This is a genomic window from Paracholeplasma manati, assembly GCF_025742995.1.
GTDB lineage: Bacteria > Bacillota_I > Bacilli_A > Acholeplasmatales > UBA5453 > Paracholeplasma > Paracholeplasma manati.
Window position 1 is genome coordinate 36,168 of the sequence record NZ_JAOVQM010000006.1, and the last position, 20,348, is coordinate 56,515.

16 protein-coding genes are annotated in these 20,348 nt (G+C 37.9%); 1 reads left to right on the forward strand and 15 read right to left on the reverse strand.

Annotation, left to right across the window (positions count from 1 at the left end):
* Window positions 1-7: 7 nt before the first annotated feature.
* From N7548_RS06900 to N7548_RS06915, 4 genes are all read right to left on the reverse strand, one after another.
* Window positions 8-892, reverse strand: a complete 885-nt coding sequence (locus N7548_RS06900) for a nucleotidyltransferase family protein (RefSeq protein WP_263608739.1) — start codon at window positions 890-892, stop codon at window positions 8-10.
* A 35-nt stretch (window positions 893-927) separates the two neighbouring features.
* Window positions 928-1,326 carry a hypothetical protein gene (locus tag N7548_RS06905; protein WP_263608740.1) on the reverse strand — a complete coding sequence of 133 codons (399 nt, stop codon included), beginning with the start codon at window positions 1,324-1,326 and terminating at the stop codon, window positions 928-930.
* Window positions 1,323-1,835, reverse strand: a complete 513-nt coding sequence (locus N7548_RS06910) for a sigma-70 family RNA polymerase sigma factor (protein WP_263608741.1) — start codon at window positions 1,833-1,835, stop codon at window positions 1,323-1,325. The genes N7548_RS06905 and N7548_RS06910 overlap by 4 nt, the downstream gene beginning before the upstream one ends.
* Before the next feature lie 184 nt (window positions 1,836-2,019).
* Entirely contained in the window at window positions 2,020-2,187 is a 168-nt protein-coding gene (locus N7548_RS06915; protein WP_263608742.1) for a hypothetical protein, read from the reverse strand.
* Window positions 2,188-2,278: 91 nt separating this feature from the next.
* On the opposite strand from N7548_RS06915, the gene N7548_RS06920 reads away from it, so the two are divergent.
* Entirely contained in the window at window positions 2,279-3,247 is a 969-nt protein-coding gene (locus N7548_RS06920) for a hypothetical protein (protein ID WP_263608743.1), read from the forward strand.
* 417 nt (window positions 3,248-3,664) lie between these two features.
* On the opposite strand, the gene lspA is transcribed toward N7548_RS06920, so the two are convergent.
* The 11 genes from lspA to N7548_RS06975 all read right to left on the reverse strand — a co-directional run bounded on the left by lspA (window position 3,665) and on the right by N7548_RS06975 (window position 20,347).
* Complete coding sequence (gene lspA / locus N7548_RS06925; protein WP_263608744.1) at window positions 3,665-4,129, reverse strand: signal peptidase II; 465 nt, start codon at window positions 4,127-4,129, stop codon at window positions 3,665-3,667.
* A 159-nt stretch (window positions 4,130-4,288) separates the two neighbouring features.
* A complete protein-coding gene (locus N7548_RS06930) occupies window positions 4,289-6,628 on the reverse strand; it encodes a heavy metal translocating P-type ATPase (protein WP_263608745.1) in 2,340 nt (779 codons plus the stop codon).
* Between the two features lie 14 nt (window positions 6,629-6,642).
* Entirely contained in the window at window positions 6,643-7,008 is a 366-nt protein-coding gene (locus N7548_RS06935; RefSeq protein ID WP_262096464.1) for an ArsR/SmtB family transcription factor, read from the reverse strand.
* Between the two features lie 325 nt (window positions 7,009-7,333).
* Window positions 7,334-8,695: a 23S rRNA (uracil(1939)-C(5))-methyltransferase RlmD gene (rlmD, locus tag N7548_RS06940; RefSeq protein ID WP_263608746.1), complete on the reverse strand. Its 1,362-nt coding sequence runs from the start codon at window positions 8,693-8,695 to the stop codon at window positions 7,334-7,336.
* Window positions 8,696-8,758: 63 nt separating this feature from the next.
* Window positions 8,759-9,691, reverse strand: coding sequence for an NAD-dependent epimerase/dehydratase family protein (locus N7548_RS06945; protein WP_263608747.1), 933 nt, complete (start codon window positions 9,689-9,691; stop codon window positions 8,759-8,761).
* A gap of 67 nt (window positions 9,692-9,758) precedes the next feature.
* Entirely contained in the window at window positions 9,759-13,043 is a 3,285-nt protein-coding gene (locus tag N7548_RS06950) for a GH36-type glycosyl hydrolase domain-containing protein (protein WP_263608748.1), read from the reverse strand.
* A gap of 11 nt (window positions 13,044-13,054) precedes the next feature.
* Complete coding sequence (locus N7548_RS06955) at window positions 13,055-15,181, reverse strand: glycoside hydrolase family 3 N-terminal domain-containing protein (protein ID WP_263608749.1); 2,127 nt, start codon at window positions 15,179-15,181, stop codon at window positions 13,055-13,057.
* A 1-nt stretch (window position 15,182) separates the two neighbouring features.
* On the reverse strand, window positions 15,183-16,769 hold the full coding sequence (locus N7548_RS06960; protein WP_263608750.1) for a glycoside hydrolase family 13 protein: 1,587 nt from the start codon (window positions 16,767-16,769) through the stop codon (window positions 15,183-15,185).
* A complete protein-coding gene (locus N7548_RS06965) occupies window positions 16,745-17,977 on the reverse strand; it encodes a glucoamylase family protein (protein ID WP_263608751.1) in 1,233 nt (410 codons plus the stop codon). The genes N7548_RS06960 and N7548_RS06965 overlap by 25 nt, the downstream gene beginning before the upstream one ends.
* 100 nt (window positions 17,978-18,077) lie before the next feature.
* Window positions 18,078-19,424 carry a glucoamylase family protein gene (locus N7548_RS06970; protein WP_263608752.1) on the reverse strand — a complete coding sequence of 449 codons (1,347 nt, stop codon included), beginning with the start codon at window positions 19,422-19,424 and terminating at the stop codon, window positions 18,078-18,080.
* A gap of 2 nt (window positions 19,425-19,426) precedes the next feature.
* The gene (locus N7548_RS06975; RefSeq protein WP_263608753.1) at window positions 19,427-20,347 is read right to left on the reverse strand and encodes a carbohydrate ABC transporter permease; all 921 of its coding nucleotides are present in this window, start codon (window positions 20,345-20,347) and stop codon (window positions 19,427-19,429) included.
* Window position 20,348 lies beyond the last annotated feature (1 nt).

The following is a 20,348-nucleotide window of genomic DNA, read 5'->3' on the forward strand; positions in this document are numbered from 1 at the left end:
CTCCTTATTAATAAATTTTGATTGCTTGTCCGATACCTCTAGTACCAAACAACTTAATTGCTGACCTAATATCGATTAGATCAATTCTTATTTCTAAATTCTTTTCTAAATACTTTTTACATGCCGCAATTAATTGCACCTTTTCAAAGTACTCTAGTTGTTTTTCATCCATGATGATTAATAAATCAACATCACTTGATTGATTATTTTGATTTCTTGATAATGAGCCATATAAGTATATGTTTTGAATCTTAAAATCGTGAATCAATCTATTTTTGTATTTGATTATCTCAGTCATAAACGAATCTTTTGTGTATCTAAGTGGAGTATCTTGAATCCTTAAATCACTATTTCTAATAAAAAGCTCATTAGCAACGATAAAGCCATAAAGATAAGTCCAGTCGGTTTCAAGGTTTCTAATTGCATGTCGGTATTTTGCGATTTCACTTTGGAATATTGTGATGATGGTATAACCATTTCGAAGTAGCACATAATTCGTCAACAACATTGCAAACTGGATTTTTTTAGTTTTAACTGTCTCATAGATTGCTTTGTGAATCATCGTTGCACAGATATGACCTGATTCCTCATGATTTGAGTAATAGGACACAAGTATCTTTTCAACTTTCTTTTCACTGAGTTTTGATCCAGTTAACAAATAATAACTATCCCTAACTAAATCAGGGTTGATACCTGAACTTAATTGACTCATTAAATATTTCAGACTTTTAATGTATGCTAGAATATCTTTTTCTCTGCTATCCTTTGCAGTATCAATATCGAACCAAAGTTTTTTATAAACTTCATGAAACATATCATACTTTAAATATTTAAATAGAAACTTGATAGATCGATAAATGGTTTTGTCTGCGATCTGATATCTGTTTTTCATCATCATTTTCCGTTCATTATGGTGGTGTAAAAATTCTATACATTTTTCTTTTCCTCCTTGTCGTTGTCATCAGACAACTCTTCAAATTCAACAGGTTCAATTTCAATACCAATTTTCTTGTTGAATCCACGCTGTTCTTCGCCTAGTAATCGAACCGTATAAGTAATAATCTCAACCGTTCGATCCATTAAAGTTTTGCTACTCGTTAAAACAAATGTTGCAACCATAGAAATAATCGTAATCTTTACCGATGAATCCATGTCGGTTGCAATAATTGTAAATAACAACAAAACAACTGTAATAATAAAGAGTAGGAAAGCAAATAGTAATCCATGTGTAATACTTTTCATGAAAAATTGATTGAGGCTTTTAATCTTGTCTTTCTCGAACTCGTTTAGTTGATTTGTTTTATGTGTTTCTGTTTCTTCTTTCATCTATACCACCTCCTTATCTCGTTGATGATTTTCTTGATGCTTCGCCTAATGGTTTCTCTAGAGACATTATTGGATTTACCTATTTCTTCAAGTGTTTTATTTTTAAAGAAGTATAAGTTTATAAGAGCTTGTTCTTCTACGCTCAAATGAGAAGTAATATATGTTATAATGTTTTCAAGTATTGTTTGATAATTGTCAGCATTTATGGGTTCTATAAGAAAATCAATGTATTCAAACTCTGAATCAAGCATTTTCTTATTTAAAGAGGTATAACGACTTCTTTTTTCTTGAATAAGAACATTGATCACTCTTCGCTTTAAGCAAATAAAGATATAATCGTCAATGTTTTCGAATTTTTTCTGAAATACACCTTTCCTATAAAGTTGAACCAAATGCATTCTTTGTTCTTGTAATAAATCTTCCCTAAGAAACCAATCTGTAACTCCTACTTGATTGATAATAACAAGCATTAAATGCTTGTATTTCTCTAAAATCCTTTCTATTTCCATGTTTTCACATATGATACCAGACGAAATGTTTTATCCAACCCTTGAAGATGACCTTCAATCAACACGATTCCCCATGGATAGGTATGACACCTGGTGTTGCCCTTTCAAAAGATTAATTTTTTATCTCTACACTTAAAGACAATCTAATCTTCTGAATTGCACATTCTTTATTGTTTTTTTGAACTTAACCTCCTACTACACCATTGATTGGTGCACCGCCAAGACCATCTCCATCAAGCGTAATCAGCTGACTTTCAAATGGAACATTTGAATCTTTGGGTTCGTCATGTGCTGCTACTGAAAGAGTGAATCCTGCAGACAAAATCATTAAAACAAGCATAATCTTTTTCATATGTACCCTCCTTTCCTTGGTATAGCTTAAGGATAACTTTTGCTATCAACACAAAACAGGACAATTTTGTCCTTGAAATTTGGGAGGGAATATGTTAATAGATGAAGGTGCAGTCATTTTAGAGAGATTAAGAATCGCGAGAGGTTTCAATAGTCAAGAAAAATTTGTGGATGATATTTGTGATGTCAGACAGTATCAAAGATACCTTTCTGGGGTTTCTAGTATGCCATCAGAAATATTCATTTCCTTAATAGCGAGGTTGAATATGAGCATTGAAGAAGTGTTAAAATTTTATTTGGATACAACCAAAAAAGAAAAAAAGATCGTTCAAAGTCTTTACAACAGGCTATTGAGCGATCAATTAGAGGGTATAGATATCCTTATTAAAGATTTGAATCAATCCATATTCATTGAAAGGACAGATCGAATCCTTTTTACATTTTGCACATATCTCTATGACTATAAAAACAAGCGTTTACTAAAAACTGATTTCATTGATAGAGTAAAAGACTTAATTGATTTTGATCGATTGATGTCTTTCGAAATCATTTCAATTTATGAAATGCTAATCCTTTCAAATATCAACACTGATCTCAATCCTACAGACCGGCAACTAGTTATCGATAAGCTTTCTAAAGCATTAAAATCCTATGAAATCAACGATTTGAGTTCACTAGATTATTACCTAATCATTATGTATACTGTGATTAGAATTCATGGTACTGATAACAAACTAAGTGAAGCAATAGATTTATGTAATCTTGGTGTAAGTCTCTCAAGTCAATATCACCATTTTTATCTATTAGCCCATCTTTATTATTTGAAGGCTTATTACTTTCAGAAGTTGGATAATACTATTGAAAGAGATGAAAACATCCAATTATCAATAGTCACCTTGGAAATCGGGTTAAAAAATCAACTGACAACGAAAATAAGAAGACTGATTGAACAAGAATTTGATATTAATATATTTGATTTTGAGATAGGGTATTGGGAAAATAAAAAAAGGACAGTTCCAGTGACACCTTACGCTCATTTATCTACAAGATCATCTCAGTAACACCTGAAAACATCGTCTTCTGTGTGGCAGGAACCAAGAATTATACTGATAAAGAATTCTCAGAAAATAGACATACTTTTGAAGCACTAAAACCACTAGCAACTGGTACTTATCACAACGAAAAGTATGATAAGATTATGAATTATAAGGTCGTTATTATCTAATTTTTTTTGAAGCAAAATATGTTGCGTAAGACAACCATTAGGACAAAAAGCCCACAAATCGTTTATAACTTAACACTGAAATATAAAAAAAGGCTATCTCGTAGTTTGTTACAAGATAGCCAATTTTATTATTTGTTCAACAACTGAGTTACTATGTTTGAACCTACAAGATTGTCATATGAAACTTTCATCAGCACCAAATACACATGCATCACATTAGATGATGTATACATTTCTTTTTCAGAAACCCATTTCATAACTTAGAAATTTTAGGCATAGCTCCTTTAAACAAAAGCATATATGAAAGTATAACTACTCCTATAACTACAAAAACGTCTGCAAAATTAAAAATGGGATAATTAATTAGTGTAAAATCGAGAAAGTCGGTCACATAGTTCAATCTAATTCTATCGATAAGATTCCCTAAAGCACCGCCGATAATGATTGCTAAAGATAGTTTAAGGGCTACCTCTTTTGTTTTAAATAATCGTATTAAATAGTACGTTAATACGCCAACAACAATTGCTGTGAATATTATTAAAAATGCCTGCATATTCATCATAATGCTAAATGCTGCTCCCGTATTCCTTGCATAAGTTAAATGAAATACATCTTGAAAAATGGGTATAAATCCTAGCGGTTTCAATTGCGTTTCTGCAAGATACTTTGTCCACTGATCAACCCCCGTCAATAATATTATTATAAATATATATAACATTTTCTTCCCCCTTAATTTTAACTTCTGGTTTGATCTATCTACTTAAATACAATTATGCTCCCTTAGATTACAACTAGATGAAATTGTTTTTATTTGAAGAGACTAAGATTATCATAACCAATATGAACACAATCCCTTAACACATTCGAATCAAATCAACTATTTATTTTTGTAATCATATTTGAGTACTCTCATTGCGTTCAGAACTGCTAATAAAGATACCCCAACATCAGCAATCACGGCTTCCCACATAGTTGCGATTCCGATAGCTCCTAAGGCTAGAAACAGGAATTTGACTCCTAGTGCGAAGTATATATTTTGCCAAACAATCTTTCTGGTTCTCTTTGCCACAAAGACCGCAGTACCTATCTTTGAAGGTTCATCATTCATTATCACGACATCAGCTACATCGATGGCTGCATCGGCACCGAGTCCACCCATAGCTATACCGATATCAGCTCTCGCTAATACTGGTGTATCGTTGATACCATCACCTACAAAGAATAGTTTTCCCTTGCTCGATTTTTGGAGTAATAACTCCTCTACAATGTTGAGTTTATCTTCAGGCAACAATTCGCTATGAATTTCATCGATATCTAGCTCTTTTCCAACTGTATCAGCAACTAATTTCTTATCACCAGTTAGCATGACAGTTTTTTTAATGCCTAATGATTTCAACATTTTGATAGCTGCTTTTGAGTCTTTCTTTATCTGATCTGAGACAACAATATTTCCAACATATTTCCCATTGATAGCGATGTATATAATTGAACCCAAGGCAACAGATTCCTTGAATTCAATACCTTCTCTTTTCATCAACCTAGCATTCCCTATTGCAATGACGTCATTTTGATAGGTTGCTTTCACACCGTGTCCAGATATTTCTTCAACATCAGTTATTAAACTTTGATCAATTTGTTTATTGTATTTATTGACGACTGAGACAGCGATAGGATGATTAGAAAAACTTTCCACATAAGCTGCTTTTTCAAGTAACTCTTCTTGTGTTGCACCATTTGCTGTATTAATTTCAGTCACCGTAAACGTTCCTTCAGTCAATGTGCCAGTCTTATCAAAAACTGCAATCTCAATGTTATTTAATGCTTCTAGGTAATTCCCACCTTTAACTAAGATACCATTTCTTGATGCAGCTCCAATACCGCCAAAGAAACCAAGCGGAATAGATACAACGAGTGCACATGGACATGAAATAACTAAGAATATAAGTGCTCTATAGATCCATTCCTCAAAAGTTGCACCTTGTATAACGAGTGGTGGTATTACCGCAATCAAAACAGCCAACGAAGTGACAATTGGAGTATATACTCGTGCAAATTTAGTGATAAAATTCTCGGTTGGTGCTTTTTTGCTGGTTGCATTTTCGACCAATTCAAGTACCTTAGAAACAGTTGATTCGCTTGCGAGTTTAGTAACTTTAACGGTCAATAACCCGTTGATATTAATACAACCAGAGAGTACCATCTCGCCTTTTGTAACATTTACTGGCACAGATTCTCCTGTTAGAATTTTTGTGTCAATCGTGGAATCTCCTGACAACACTTCACCATCAAGCGGAATTCTTTCGCCTGGTTTAATGATCATTATCTCTCCAGTTTGAACGTCTTCAACACGCATTTCCACAGAAGTGTTGCCTCTTTTAATCGTTGCGACATCAGGTCTGATTGACATCAATTTTTTAATGGATCTTCTGGATCGATTGACTGCTACGTCTTGGAAAAACTCACCGACCTTATAAAAAACCATAACTGCAACTGCCTCAGGATGTTCTCCAATTGCAAATGCACCCATAGTCGCTATCGTCATCAAGAAGTTTTCATCGAACACCTTACCTCGATATATGTTATTGACTGCCTTCAGTACAACTTCTCCACCGATGATGAAATAACTTAGTATAAGTAATACATAACGAAAAACCGTTCCTTCAGCAATCAATAATCCTCCAATAAATAGTAAGATACCTATACCGAAGATGATTAAATCTTTCGTCATTGATGATTCTTCATCCACGTGATCTTCATTCTTCACATTTGATTGTGCTATCGTTACGCCAGGCTCAATTTTATCAATAATTTTTTGAACCTTTTCTTCTATACGTTTTTGATCTAGCGAATTTTTGAATTGAAGTGTCAGTTTTTTTGCTAGAAAATCAATGTTGGCACCTAAAATTCCTTCGGTTTTGTTTAATTTTTCTTCTATCTTAGCCGCACAATTTGCACAGTCTAAACCATCTATAGTATAAATGACATTTGGGGTTAGTTCACATACCTCGACATCACCCTCTTCATCTTTCACAATTTTTTTAATCGTGTCAAATAGTCTTGCAGTATTAGTTGAATCCGCAACTTGTACCTTGATTTCTTTTGTAACAAAGTTTAAATAACCTTCCTCAACTCCGTTTAACTTCTTTATCTTTTGTTCAATCTTATCTGCACAACTCGCACAGCTAATTTCTGATAAACTATATTTAATCTCTTTCATGTTTTTTCTCCATTCTACTTATGTTTTAGATGATTCATTGCTTGAGTTATTAACACGTGGACGTGGTCATCGTCAAGCGAGTAATAAACAACATTCCCCTCTTTTCGGTATTTAACCAAACGATTCTCTCTTAAGGTTTTCAATTGATGTGAGACAGCGGATTGACTGACACTAATCACAGCAGACAGATCGCATACACACAACTCGGTTTCTTTTAATGCCAATATGATTTTCATTCTTGTGGGATCACTAAATGTTTTGAAGAACAAAGTCAGAAGTGAAATAGATTCATTATCAAGCAAATTTTTATGGGCTATTTCTATTTTTTCAGGGTGAAGAACATTACATTCACAAAACTCAATGATATCTTTTTGATCCATACTAATCTCCTATCTATATGAGCGTTCATTCATATAGGTATATTATATCACAACAAAATAAGCAGTCAATGAAATTACACCGGTTTTGAACGATAATAAGTTTTTGTTGTTACTACCATGTTGAATTAAATATGTTGCGTAAGACAACCATTCGGACAAAAAAGGTCATTTTTCATCAAAAAATATGTTCCCACAATGGACGAAATTTGCACACATAGACAAAAAAAGCCATCGGATACCTATGAAGGTCATCTGATGGCTGATTTTTATTAAGTTGGGTTAAATATAGAGTGCTGTCAAGTATGTGTCAAGTATATAACAAGTGCTATTTTAATGAAAGCAACGTGATAGACTCTACATGCGCAGTGAATGGAAACATATCGAGTGGTTCAATGCTCATAATGGTGTAAGTTTGTGTTAAGACATCTAAGTCTTTCGCAAGCGTCGATGGGTTACATGAAATATAAATAATCTTCTTCGGTTTCTTTTTCAATAAGAATTCAGTCACTTTTTCACCCAAACCTGTTCTTGGTGGGTCAAAAACAATGACGTCTACTGGGATATTTTTATTTCTATTTAATACTTCAACCACATCACCTTTTAACAAATCAATATTCTTGTTCACATTTTGAATGATCGTATCTTTCGCGCTTTGATAAGAAGCCTGTACAGACTCAATGGCGTATACATTTTTCACATGTGGTGCGATGTATTGCGCTATCGGTGCGATACCACTATAGGCGTCAATCACGATGTCTGTTTTCTTAAAGTTCCCCAATTCAATGACTTTATTGTATAAGACATCGGCTTGTTTGGTATTGAGTTGGAAGAATGCGTCTGGTTTTAACGAGAACACAACCCCATTCAACACTTCATTGATGGCTTCTTTACCGGCGATTAAGTGGGTATTTTTGGTGAAGAACTCTCTTGATTTCAAATCATCATTGATGACAGAGTACACAGAGACGATTTCTTTGAATTTTTCAACCAAGTACTTACCAAGTTCAACGACTTCAGGGTCTTCTTTATAAAGAATAAAGGTGACTTGCATCTCATTGGTTGCTGCTGCTCTACGGATGATGATGAAACGAACAGTCCCTGTTTTAGAGGTATTGTTGTACGCCAACATTTTACGTTTTTCCATTTGATTGAGAATCAATGTGTAAAACTTATTGATGTCTTGTTCTTGAACTGGACAATCTTTGATCTCTACCAAATGATTGGAATTGGGTTTATACATCCCAATGACATTTTTTCCATACTTGTATTGGAGTGGTAAGCTCGCTTTGTTTCGATAATGCGTATTTGGTTCAGAAGGGATGGTATCTTTGATCAAATCTAAAGACACTGGGGTTTTCACATAACGACGAATCGCTTGAATGATCAATTCACGTTTAAGTTTGAGCGTTTCATCATAGGCGAGGTGTTGTAACTGACAACCCCCACACTCATGATAGACCGAACAAAATGGTTCGACACGCGATGGACTCTTTTTGACGATAGAAACGAGATTCGCTTTATAATACGTATCAAAATCGGCTGTAATTTCAACCTCAACTTCTTCTTTTGGTAATGCAAAATCAACAAAGATGGCTTTACGATTATGATACCCGATGCCTTCACCGTTGATCCCTAAACGTTGTACTTCGATGGTCAATTTTTGACCAATGGGGAGTTTGTTTTCCATATTAATCACCTACCTTTTGATTATACCATGTAAAACGAAAAAAAACGCCATGGATTGGCGTATTTATCGTTTTGTTTGAACGAAACGGATGGTTTCCGCGAGGGTTAAATCGAATGGTTTTAGCTCAGATAACAACGCTTTTTTCATTTTTTGGTTTGAATATTTGTGGTTTTCAGTCACCACATCGATCATCTTCATAGAATACTGTTTGTTAAAACCGATGAGTTTACGAACCAACCATAAAGGGACATGAATGATGATTTTCTTTTGTTTGGTGAAGTTGCGGATGCGTTTGTATAAATCGGTAATGGATAGATTAAAACCAGATAAGATGAATTCATCGTTATAAGGTAAGAACCCGCTTTGAATGATGGCCTTTGACAAGTCTTCAACATCGATAAAGTTATAACCACCCGATAAAGAGAATAATACACGTTTTTTAAGGACCGATTGGATTTCTTTACTGATCGGGCCAAGTTTGTAATCATTCGCACCAATGACAGCCGTTGGATATAAAATAACCCCAGATAAACCGCTTTTGATGGTTTTTCGAACATAGAGGGTCGCTTCTTTTTTGGTATAGGCGTAGTGATCACTTGGATCGATGGTTTTAAATGTGACCGGTTCTTCGATGATACCTTCGTCTTCTTTATCGATGATATCTGCTGTAGATATATAGACCAATCGTGCCCCACGGTCTTTACACACATCGGCCATGACTTGTGCTGTGGTTAAGTTGGCTTCCACCGACTTGTCATAATCACTGTTGTGTAAATCAATGTACCCGACCGCGTGGATGACAATATCGCTAATGCGAATCTCACGGTTTAAAAAATCAGGGTCGGTAAGGTCACCTAGCGTGACGACCACGGCTTTGCCTTGAAATTGAGCGAGTGGATTTCTCGCAAGCACTTTGACTTCATAGCCTTGTTGTAGTAATGTTCGAACCACTTGATTGCCAATGTGTCCGCTTGCACCTGTGACGATAAACACCATAACACGTCCTATCTACTATCATTATAACAAAATAAGCATGTGTTGTCGCACACATGCTTATCTTTGACTATTTTTTAAGGGTCACTTCAATACGATTGACTTGATTTTGCTTCAATAACTCTGAAGGAATCCATACCCCAGCCGCACGGTATCGGTTGTTCATTGGGGTGGACGATACCACTTGTTGTCCCACTTTCACTTGATTTTCAGTACCGAAGTGGTAGCTGACTTGAAGCGGGTAATTACCCATGTGGTAAGACAGTTCTAACCCATCGAGTGCTTGAGGTAACGCTGGGTCAATCCATAAGCCTTGATGGTACTGTTTGAATCCAAGCACATTCGATACCATTTGATTCAAATAAATACCTGGTCCGGAAGAGTACATACGCCAACCAGCTTTGACCGGGATGAGTCCTTGACGGACCTTTTCAAAGTCTCTTTTCGCTTCATAGCGGTCTTTAAATGCCGCGTCACTGCTTGAGAAATACACATTTGATTGACGTAACATCGCGTTTGGAACCGATTGTTGAATGTCGATTGGATTGATGGTGTATAAGGCTTCAAATGCCAAGTCTGGTTCACCTAATTTCGCCATCGCTTCGATGAAACGAATGTGGGCGTGACAATATTGAATGCCAATTTCACGACCAAAGTTCGCTGCCGTTTCTGCACGGCTGAAATAGGTCTTCAATCCACCACGATACGTGACTGCGGTATCCATCAATCTCACCCCATCTGGGTGTTTTAATACCTGTGTGATGAAATCTTTGTATTGGACGGCTTGGTGTTTATCAATCATTTCTGAGATGATCGGGCGTTTTAAAGCGAGTAAGCGATACTTTAGCCCTGTTTTTTCATCGTTTGGATGGAGTAAATAATCGATTTGATTTTGATCATTGAAGACAATGAACCCTGCAGGTACGCCAGATTTAACCATATAGGTTTCATAATCCTTTTGCATATCCTGTTTCATTTGATTCAAACGTTTCGCAATCTCTAAATGAGACAATTCAATGGATAACGTATTTAAGGCGTCAAATAACAACGCGATGGTCCAACCAGAGACCATTTTGGATGTCAAATCATGATTCGCTGGTTGTAAGGTATCGTCCCAGTCACCACCGCCATAACGGGGTAGGTGGGTATTAGGGATATAGGACGCTTCGATACAATCTAAAGTACTAACGATATGATCCAATAAAGTCTTATCCGCTTTCACAAATGCGTTCTCACGTTTTGACATGTAAGGCACACGTTCTTGTAAAATCGATAAATCTTGAGTCGCTTTCAAATAGATACCCAACGTTCTGAGTGGCCAAATGATGATGTCACCATGGGATTCATGGGCTTGTATACGGTAATAGTTGTCAAACATGAACCATTGTGGGAAATCCCCATCTTCGACGAATTGACGTCTAAATACTTTGAGCAGGATTTCTCTGACGATATCATAACGTGACGCTGCCATAAACAATTCCGCAGGGCCTTGACAGATGTCTCTGGTACCCCACGCTGCGCCATTGCTTTGTTCAAGGCCATGCGGTGAACTGTAATGCACCAACCCGTTATGGGTAAACCAAAAGGCAGATTCATTCAAAATGTCGAGTTTATGTTGAAGTTTAGGGTGTTTGAGTTGAATGCCAGTTAAGCTTTCAATGAATTGATTGAACTTCTGTTGAGATGATTTCAAATCAATAATAACATCTTTAAATGTGTCGAATGTTCCGTCGATATAGAATTCAAACGCCTCTTTTTGTGTATACTCAAAAGTAATGACGCCAAAATTAGACAACGCTTCGTTTTGACTCAACATCGTTTCGGATAAATCGATATCGGATACACGGTAACGGTATTTTAAGGTTGGATAATGATCATGAATGAAGCCATTTAGCGTTGTATCAATGGTGATTTCGTGTGTTTGAATTGTGAGTGGGATATTCACTTCATATTCCTGCGGATGCATCACCAATGCTTGGGTAACGGTGAGGTCATAGTGTTTTCCTGAAAGGGATTTAAACGTCACTTTTTGTGAGAGTTCATCCTTATCGGCGGATACCATCACTTCTAAGGTATCGTTCTCTAAGACGTAAACCCATTTACAAAAGTTAATGCCGATTTCATAATAGGATGGCATCGTCAATAAATGATTTCTACCCTCTTTTTTAAGATAAATGCGCATACCTGACAACTTATCTACATTTAAGAAGTTTCTGACTACCCCGAGTAATTTATGGAAATTGGTATTACCCAACACCACGTGTGAGGCGAACACACCATACATGAAATTGGTTTGAGCCATGATGTTTTCTGACACATGTAACATATCCCCATGGATGATCATGTGTCCGTGCGGTCTTTCTACCAAGAGTTCTTTGGCTTGAGAGACCACATGGGTGTGTTCATTGGTAAAGAACGATAATAATTGATCCTTATGTTCTATATGAGATTGGTTTGGATATAACGCTTTAAGTGTTTTTTCATCCACCGGTTTACCAACAATCACATCTTCATTGTACAAGAATGGTTTCAAACGTTTGGGTTGGGTCAAACGATACATCGTCTTAATAAAGTTATACGTATCTAAAACGGCGAATTTTTGGGAAACAATGCCTTCATGGAGCGGTTTATAATAACCATAGAAAACCACCGAGGTCGGTTGATTGAGCTTGAGTGGTTCGGACTGAAGGGTAATATATGGAAACTCATATTGGTAGTTTTCATTCGCTAATTTGGGTTCAAACAACGCTTTTGGTTCGTTGGTTAATTTATAAGACAAACCAAAGAATTGTGTCCCGTCGGTGACGAAACCAACGTTTTTAGTCAATGACCCTATTTGTAACACTTGGGTATCCCCTTGGTTTTGTCTAGAACAAATGGTGTAACCAAATTGATCTTTAAATGCTTGGTGGTCAATGTATTGTGCTGTATAAGCTTCGGATGCGAGGACAGAACCGGTAGAAGCGATGCCCACATCTTGACCATAGAACAAATCATAGACCCCATCTAAGGTCTTTTTGCCCAATAACACATCGTAGACCCACGCGTGGCCATGAAGTGATAATACCACTTGATAATCGATACCAAACGCTTGTCCTTGATAGACCGCTTGGTTACCAACAATCTCAAATGCGGCATTCGATTGGATGCCTAACAGTTTTTTGTAACTATATTTGCCATCATGAAAACGTCTTAAGTATAAGTTAGAAACCGACCCATCTAAGAGATTCCCACGCAATAAGTTGATTTGATTGTGGTGATACCTAATTCGAAATAAATCGCCGCTTTCTAGCAATTCAAAAACGAGATCGTTACTCGATAACAAATGTTTTTTAATGTCCATTTTTAGTTGCATATCATAACCCCCTAGACACGTGTGATGTCGGCTTTAAGTATTTGATTGGATGCATTTCCGACTTGAATGCTGAATTTGCCTGGATCGGCGTAAACGGATAAATCACTGTGAACATAGACCAAATCTTGTTCTGAGATGGTAAAGGATACCACTACTTTTTCATGGGCTTTTACCCACACTTTTTTGAATTGTTTTAATTCTTGAACAGGTCTCGATACCTCTGCACTATAGTCTCGGATGTAGAGTTGTACAGTTTCGTACCCATCGATATTGGATGTGTTTTCAACATCGACTGAAACGATAATCGTGTCTTTTTCAGTCATCTTTTGAGTAGAAAGTGTTAAATTCATAAGTTTAAATGAGCTATAAGATAACCCAAACCCAAATGGATACAATGGGGTATTTTGTTCATCCAAATAAAAGGATGTGAATGGGTTCCCATCGTTTTTAAATGGTCTACCTGTATTCAAATGGTTGTAATAAATCGGTACTTGACCCACATGTCTAGGGTAACTCATGGTGAGTTTACCCGATGGGTTATTCAAACCAAATAATGTTTCTGCAATCGCTTGTTGAGACATGGTCCCTAAGAAGAATGTATCTAAGATGGCACTAACTTTTGGTTCAACTTTGGTAAGTACGAGTGGTCTACCATGGAATAAAACCAAGACCACTTGCTTGCCTAACTGATATAAAGCATCAATCAATGCTTCATCTTGTGGTTTTAAGGTGATATTGACTTTTGAATGGGCTTCACCCGATTCAATCTTGTGTTCACCGACCGCGACCACGACAACATCGGCGTCTAATAAACCAGCATATTCTGTTTCAGATAAGTTAGAAAGCGTATTTTGATTTGAAATCAAGTTGGGTTTAGCATACTCGGATATCGCTTCATATAGCGGTATACAGTCTTCGTGACGACCGTGCCAATGCCACGGACCAATGGTATCGGTTAAAGCGACGTATTCGCCCATCAAAGCGATTTTTTGAGTCTTTTTGAGTGGTAAAATACCATCGTTTTTGAGTAAAACCATCGATTCTCTCGCCACTTCTAATGCGACTTTCTTATTTTCATCGGATAAAACAAATGTTTTCTCTTTGATTTCATCCGCACCTTTGAATGGGTCTTCAAATAGCCCTAAATCTTGTTTGAGTTTGAGTACGCGATAAACGGCGTCATCCAACAAAGCCATCGGAACTTCATTCGATTCAATGAGCGATTTGAGGTTTAAGACATAAGATGAGGTGGCCATTTCAATGTCTAATCCGCCCAAAATCGCTTTTTTAGCGGCTTCACGGTCATTTTCTGACGTGCCGTGTTCGATGGTTTGTCTTAAGGAATCATAATCCGAAATGACCACACCATCGAATTGCCAATCTTGTTTTAAAACATCTCTTAAAAGGTATTTGTTTTGAGTCGCTGGGATGCCTTCCACAATATTAAATGAGGTCATTACCAAACGAGCACCCGCTTCTACCGCTGCTTTATAACCAGACATATAGTACTGGTGTAAGTTTAAACGAGAAAGATCGACGGTATTATAATCACGACCTGCTTCACTCGCGCCGTAAGCGGCGAAGTGTTTCACACAACTCGCTAAGTTACCGACTTTGTCAATGCCATCATGTTGATAGCCTTCGACCATCGCTTTCGCATAGACTTGATTTAAATATGGGTCTTCACCAAAGCCTTCAACGACCCTACCCCAACGTGGGTCACGGGATAAATCCGCCATTGGCGAGAATGTTACGTGGATTCCTGCCGTTTGTGCTTCTAGTGCTGAAATACGGGCTGCTTTTTTAACCAATGTAGGGTTAAAGGAAGCGGCCATGGCGAGGGGCACTGGGAATATGGTTTTATAGCCATGAATGATATCCGCCATAAAAATGAGCGGTATTTTGTGTCTGCTTTTTTCTAAGTATGCTTGTTGTACGCGTTTCATTTCGGAAGCATTGCCAATCCCCAAAACAGACCCTGATAAAAACACTTCGGATTCTTTTAATCCCAACGCTTGGATGGGGCCATACACTTCTTTTTTCAAATCACCGATGAAGAAAAAGGGTGCCAGTTGCATCAACTGTCCGATTTTTTCTTCGATGGTGAGGTTCTTCATCACAGTTTCAATGGATATCATTTCAATCCCTCTTCTCATAAAATATGGTGGCGTAATATGGTTTTAATGTATTGTGTTCGCTTGCGTTTGTTAGTAATATGTCTAAATTGTCTACCTTAATTGGGTTTTCGATATTCGCACTGGTCCAGTTACAAACCACCAAAACGCGTTCTTTAGGTGTGGTGCGTTCATAGATGAATAGGTTAGGGTTTTGATCCTCTAATAAGTGGAAATCACCATCGGTAAATACATCGTATTGTTTACGCAACTTGAGTAATGTTTTTAAATAAGACAAAATGCCATTGGGGTCTTTTGAATCCAAATCACGATTGATCCAAATGTGATTTGGATTGACTTTTAACCAAGGGGTTACCGTTGAGAAACCACCGTAGGCTGAATCATTCCACTGCATCGGCGTTCTAGAGTTGTCTCTGCCTTTCGCGTAAATCGAATTCATAATATCAGCTTCAGGCCAACCTTTGGTCTTTAATTCTTGATAAATATTTTTGGTTTCGATGTCACGGTAATCTTCGATCGGTAATTGAATACCGGTCATACCAAACTCTTCACCTTGATAAATGTAAGGTGTGCCCTTCATACCGAATAACAACGTGAATAACATTTTCGCGCTGTCCTTACGGTAAGGCTCTTTGGGATTCCCATAGCGGGATACCGCCCTTGGTTGGTCATGGTTCGACCAAAATAAGCTGGCCCAACCTTGGTGTTTAAAGAGTTGTTGGGTATGGTTTAAGGTTTGTTTTAAAGCGATTAAATCGAGTTTTTTTAGCACCCATTTGCCTTGACCTTGAACCTCATCCAACGCGATATGGTCAAATTGAAAGACCATGTCTAAGGCTTTTTGTGTCGTGGTAATCTCATTGGCACGCTTCAAAGAAATGCCTGGCATTTCACCCACGGTGAAGACCTCTTTACCTTTAAAACAAGTCTCATACAGTTCTTCTAAATAAGTTTCAAGGTACGGACCATCGGCGAGTTGTTTTTGATGGACATCTTTGCCAATCAAATCAATGACATCGAGTCTAAAGCCATCAAACCCTAAATCCAACCAATGGTTGATCATCTGATAGATTTCTTGTCTTAAACGCGGGTTTTGCCAATTCAAATCGGGTTGTTTTACGCTAAATAAGTGAAAATAATACTCGTTCAAATGCGGTACAAATTGCCAAGCAGACCCACTAAACACAGAAGTGATGTCGGATGGTTTTTCAGACCAAATATAATAATCATAATATGGATTATCTTTACCTTTAAGGGCTTCTTTGAACCACACATGTTCATCCGAGGTATGATTCAACACCAAATCCATGATGACTTTCAAACCTTTTTGATGGGCAGTGGTTAAAAGCACCATGAGGTCTGCTTTTGACCCAAACATCGGGTTGATTTGGTAATAATCTGAAATATCATAGCCGTTGTCATCCATCGGTGATTGATACACTGGCGATAACCAAATGACATCGATACCCAAGTCTCTTAGGTAATCGAGTTCAGAGGTAATGCCATTTAGATCCCCAATCCCATCGTGATTGGTATCTTTGAAACTTAGTGGATAGATTTGATAGACTACTGCTTTTCGATTTTTTTCCATCCCAATACCCCCATTCCGGTTTGAATGATTGGATGACTCATGTATGCATTCTGGACATCTTTGGTTAAATAGGCATTTGCCATCAATAACTCTAAACCTTTATCTAAGGCATAATCTCTGGTTGAAATCCAAGGTTCTTTTTCGAAGTTGTAAGAACCCACCAAACCATACTTACCCCAAAGCTCAGGTTGATTCGCCATATGTTTAATGGCTGGTAAGCAAATCTCTTTCGCAAACGGTAAACTGCCTACCATCGCTGAGGGTGAAATGGTCCCGTTGGTGTAGTATTTGCCCAACATATTTGGCAATGCATTCGCAACATAATACCCACTCGGTGTATAACCTGCGGTTAAGCCAAAGCTGTATTTGTTGAATGTTTTAAATGCTTTTTGGTGTCTCAAACAAAAGGCACGGTGTGCATAGGTCGCGTTTCTGGCGTTATTGAACCAAGAAATCCCTTGACGGTCCACGACATCCTTCAAATCCAACCAGGCCAGTGGAAATTGATACACAAATAATGTGTTGCCTGGTGTGATGATGAATCGGTGTTGTTGATACGATTTATAGATACGGTCAAAGCCTTCATATAAAGCATTCGACAGGTTGTGGTCTTTGTGAAGTCCAGCAATCATGACATACATCATGAGTTGTTCTGCAAACATCCCCCAGTGGTGGATGAATCCAGGTCTACCATGGACATAATCCCCATCCTTATCGGGATTGTAGGCCATGTATAACCTTGGTTTACCTTCATGGGTATGCACCAGCATATCAAAATCGATACGATGAATGATGTCATACGCCAATTGGTGAATGGTGTCGTCTTTAAAATACGCATCTACTGTGATGACACCGTTTAATGCGAGGGCGGTGTCGATCGTCGAATACTCACAATGACCGAGTCGTTGTGCGGTATGGATATCGACGAAGTGTGCGAAAAAACCTTGATAGTGACTCACATGGTCTCGTAAGGTAATCAATGTTTGAATGACTTTCTCTCTCGCATCCTCATAAGTCATATATTGATTCGCTACCCCAACCACGTAAGCAGAAAGGGTAAATCCAACGGAAGCGATGGATGCGACATGGGGTTTTTCGGTATGATCAACGGTCATACCAAACCCAGGTTCTGATTTATAATTCGTTTCGCCCATGAAAAAATCAAAGGCCGTTTTTTGTATGTGCTCAATGAGCATTTGGTTCGTCATAGTCCACTCCTGGTCAAATTGAAACGTTTAACCTCATCTATTTTACCCCATTTTCCTAGGGTTTTCAACCGAAACCCTAGGATAAAAGGGGTTATTTTATTTATGTGTTTACTTTGGTAAAACCTAGGTTTTCTAAACCTACTTGGATATAATCGATTTCCATATGGATTTTCCATACCATACCAGACATGTAGTTTTCTAACATGACAATCGAAATCCCTTTATCGATGCCAATGATGTCATTGGCGAACCATCCATTGACGCCAACACTCAGGTTATATGAATCTTTAAATCCATACTTACTGAAATACGATGGGAACGTACGATAGTTTTTCATCGCTGCGATGGCTTCTACGGGTTTAAAGACAATGGATCCAATCGCGCCATAGGCAGGCACTGTGCCGTCATTGAAATGAGCATTACCTGCAGATGGTCCACTACCATAGTTGCCTTTATAGCCGTTTGGACCGTCAGCTGCTGACATCCCCCAAGAGTTTGCGTTGATGCCTTCATACAGTGGGGTTAACGTTTTTGCGTATGCGATGGCTGCTTCGGTTGCGTGAACGCTATTGGTAAACCAGTTAAAACCTTGCGCATCATTATATTGAGCAAAATCGATCCATGCGTGTGAATATTGGTGTGTGAATAAGCTACCGGTATGGGTCGAATAGAACGCACCATACTCAGGGGTAGCGGAGTGTAAGGTTGATGATAACTTCATACGATTATAAGCACTCTTACCCACTGGGAAAGTTGGGCTACCCGCTGCCAATACATACAACATCAACTGTTCGGCATAGCCGCCCCAATGCCCTTCAAAACCACGTTCAGGCCAATACCCCATATAGAAACGGCTTTGGCTGGCATCGTAATACCAGTTCCATTCAATCGCTTCATAGAGTTCTCTCGATAACTTTTCTGTTCTACCACCAAAGAAACGACCCGCAGTCAGTGCCCCATTGATGAATAAAGCGGTATCGATGATCGATACTTCACTTTCCCATACACGTGCCCCTGTTTGCATGTCCATGAAGTGGAAAAAGAACCCATGACGTCTATCTAAATTGCTCATAGAAACAAGTGTTTGATAGGCACGTTCTTCGCCTTCTTCTCTTGTGATAAAGCCATTTTCAACCCCAATCGGAATCGCGGTTAATCCAAAACCTACAGACGCGATGGATGCCACAGTACCGATTTGATTCGTATTCGTGTGGAAACGGTCAGGAATGAGACCATACCCTGCTTGTGCCGTGTTGGTATTTTGGGTTTCCCAAAAGAAATCAAAGGCGAGTTCAAGTTCTTCTAAAACAACCGGATCCACATCTTGTTTAACATCTGTACGGTAAGACTTGGTATTGATTGGGAAAGGGTCTTGACTGCCCCCACCACACCCGTATAAACCGGTTAAAAACAATAAACCTAAAACGATGAATGCTAATTTTTTCATAACTATTCTCCTGTGATGCCGGTCTTTTCGACGCCTTCAACAAACCAACGTTGCATGGTGAAGTAGACGATGATCATCGGCAAGATGATGAGTAAGGTCGCCGCCAAGCGAACGCCTTCATTGAGCATAACTAAGTTTTGATTGCCCCCGGATACCGCTTGGTATTCAGAGACGAAATTCGCTAACTTGAGCTGTAAATTGGCATTGCTAGAGTCTAGGAATAAACTTGAAATATAGGTTTCATTCCAATACCATACCAAACCAAACAAGAAACTGGTGATGTAAGCTGGTACCGATAGGGGTACCGCCATTTTAAAGAAGATATACCCTTGGCTAGCCCCATCGATTTCAGCCGCTTCATTCAATGATTTCGGAATCATTCTAAAGAATTGATAGAAAATCAAAATGAATATCGCGGAATTCAACCCCTGACCAAACAATGCTGGTAGGATGATGGAAAATGGGGTTCTGTATAGGTAGAGTCTAAAGAACATAACATACCTTGGAATCATATAAACCTGTGGTGGAATGATGAAGGTGAGTAAGACCAAGACCAACCATACTTTCTTAAACTTAAAGTTGAATGTTGCGAACCCATAGCCAATGAGTGAGGTCACAGCCGTTTGAATCAACGCGGGTAACAAGGTGACCAACCAACTCTTATAAAACGTACTGAAGTAGTTTAAAACCCTAAATGCACTTTGATAGTTGCCCATGAAAAACTCAGATGGAATCCAGTTGATCATCGGGTTGATGATATCACTTTGGCTCTTTAAGCTGTTGGAAATCATATACAACATCGGATACAAATAGACAAAGCCAATAGATATCAATAATACATAGATGGCCACTTTGAAAATCATACCATCTGTAAAATGACGGCCGAGGAAGAATTTTTGTATGGTCGCTTTACGATTTTGCATA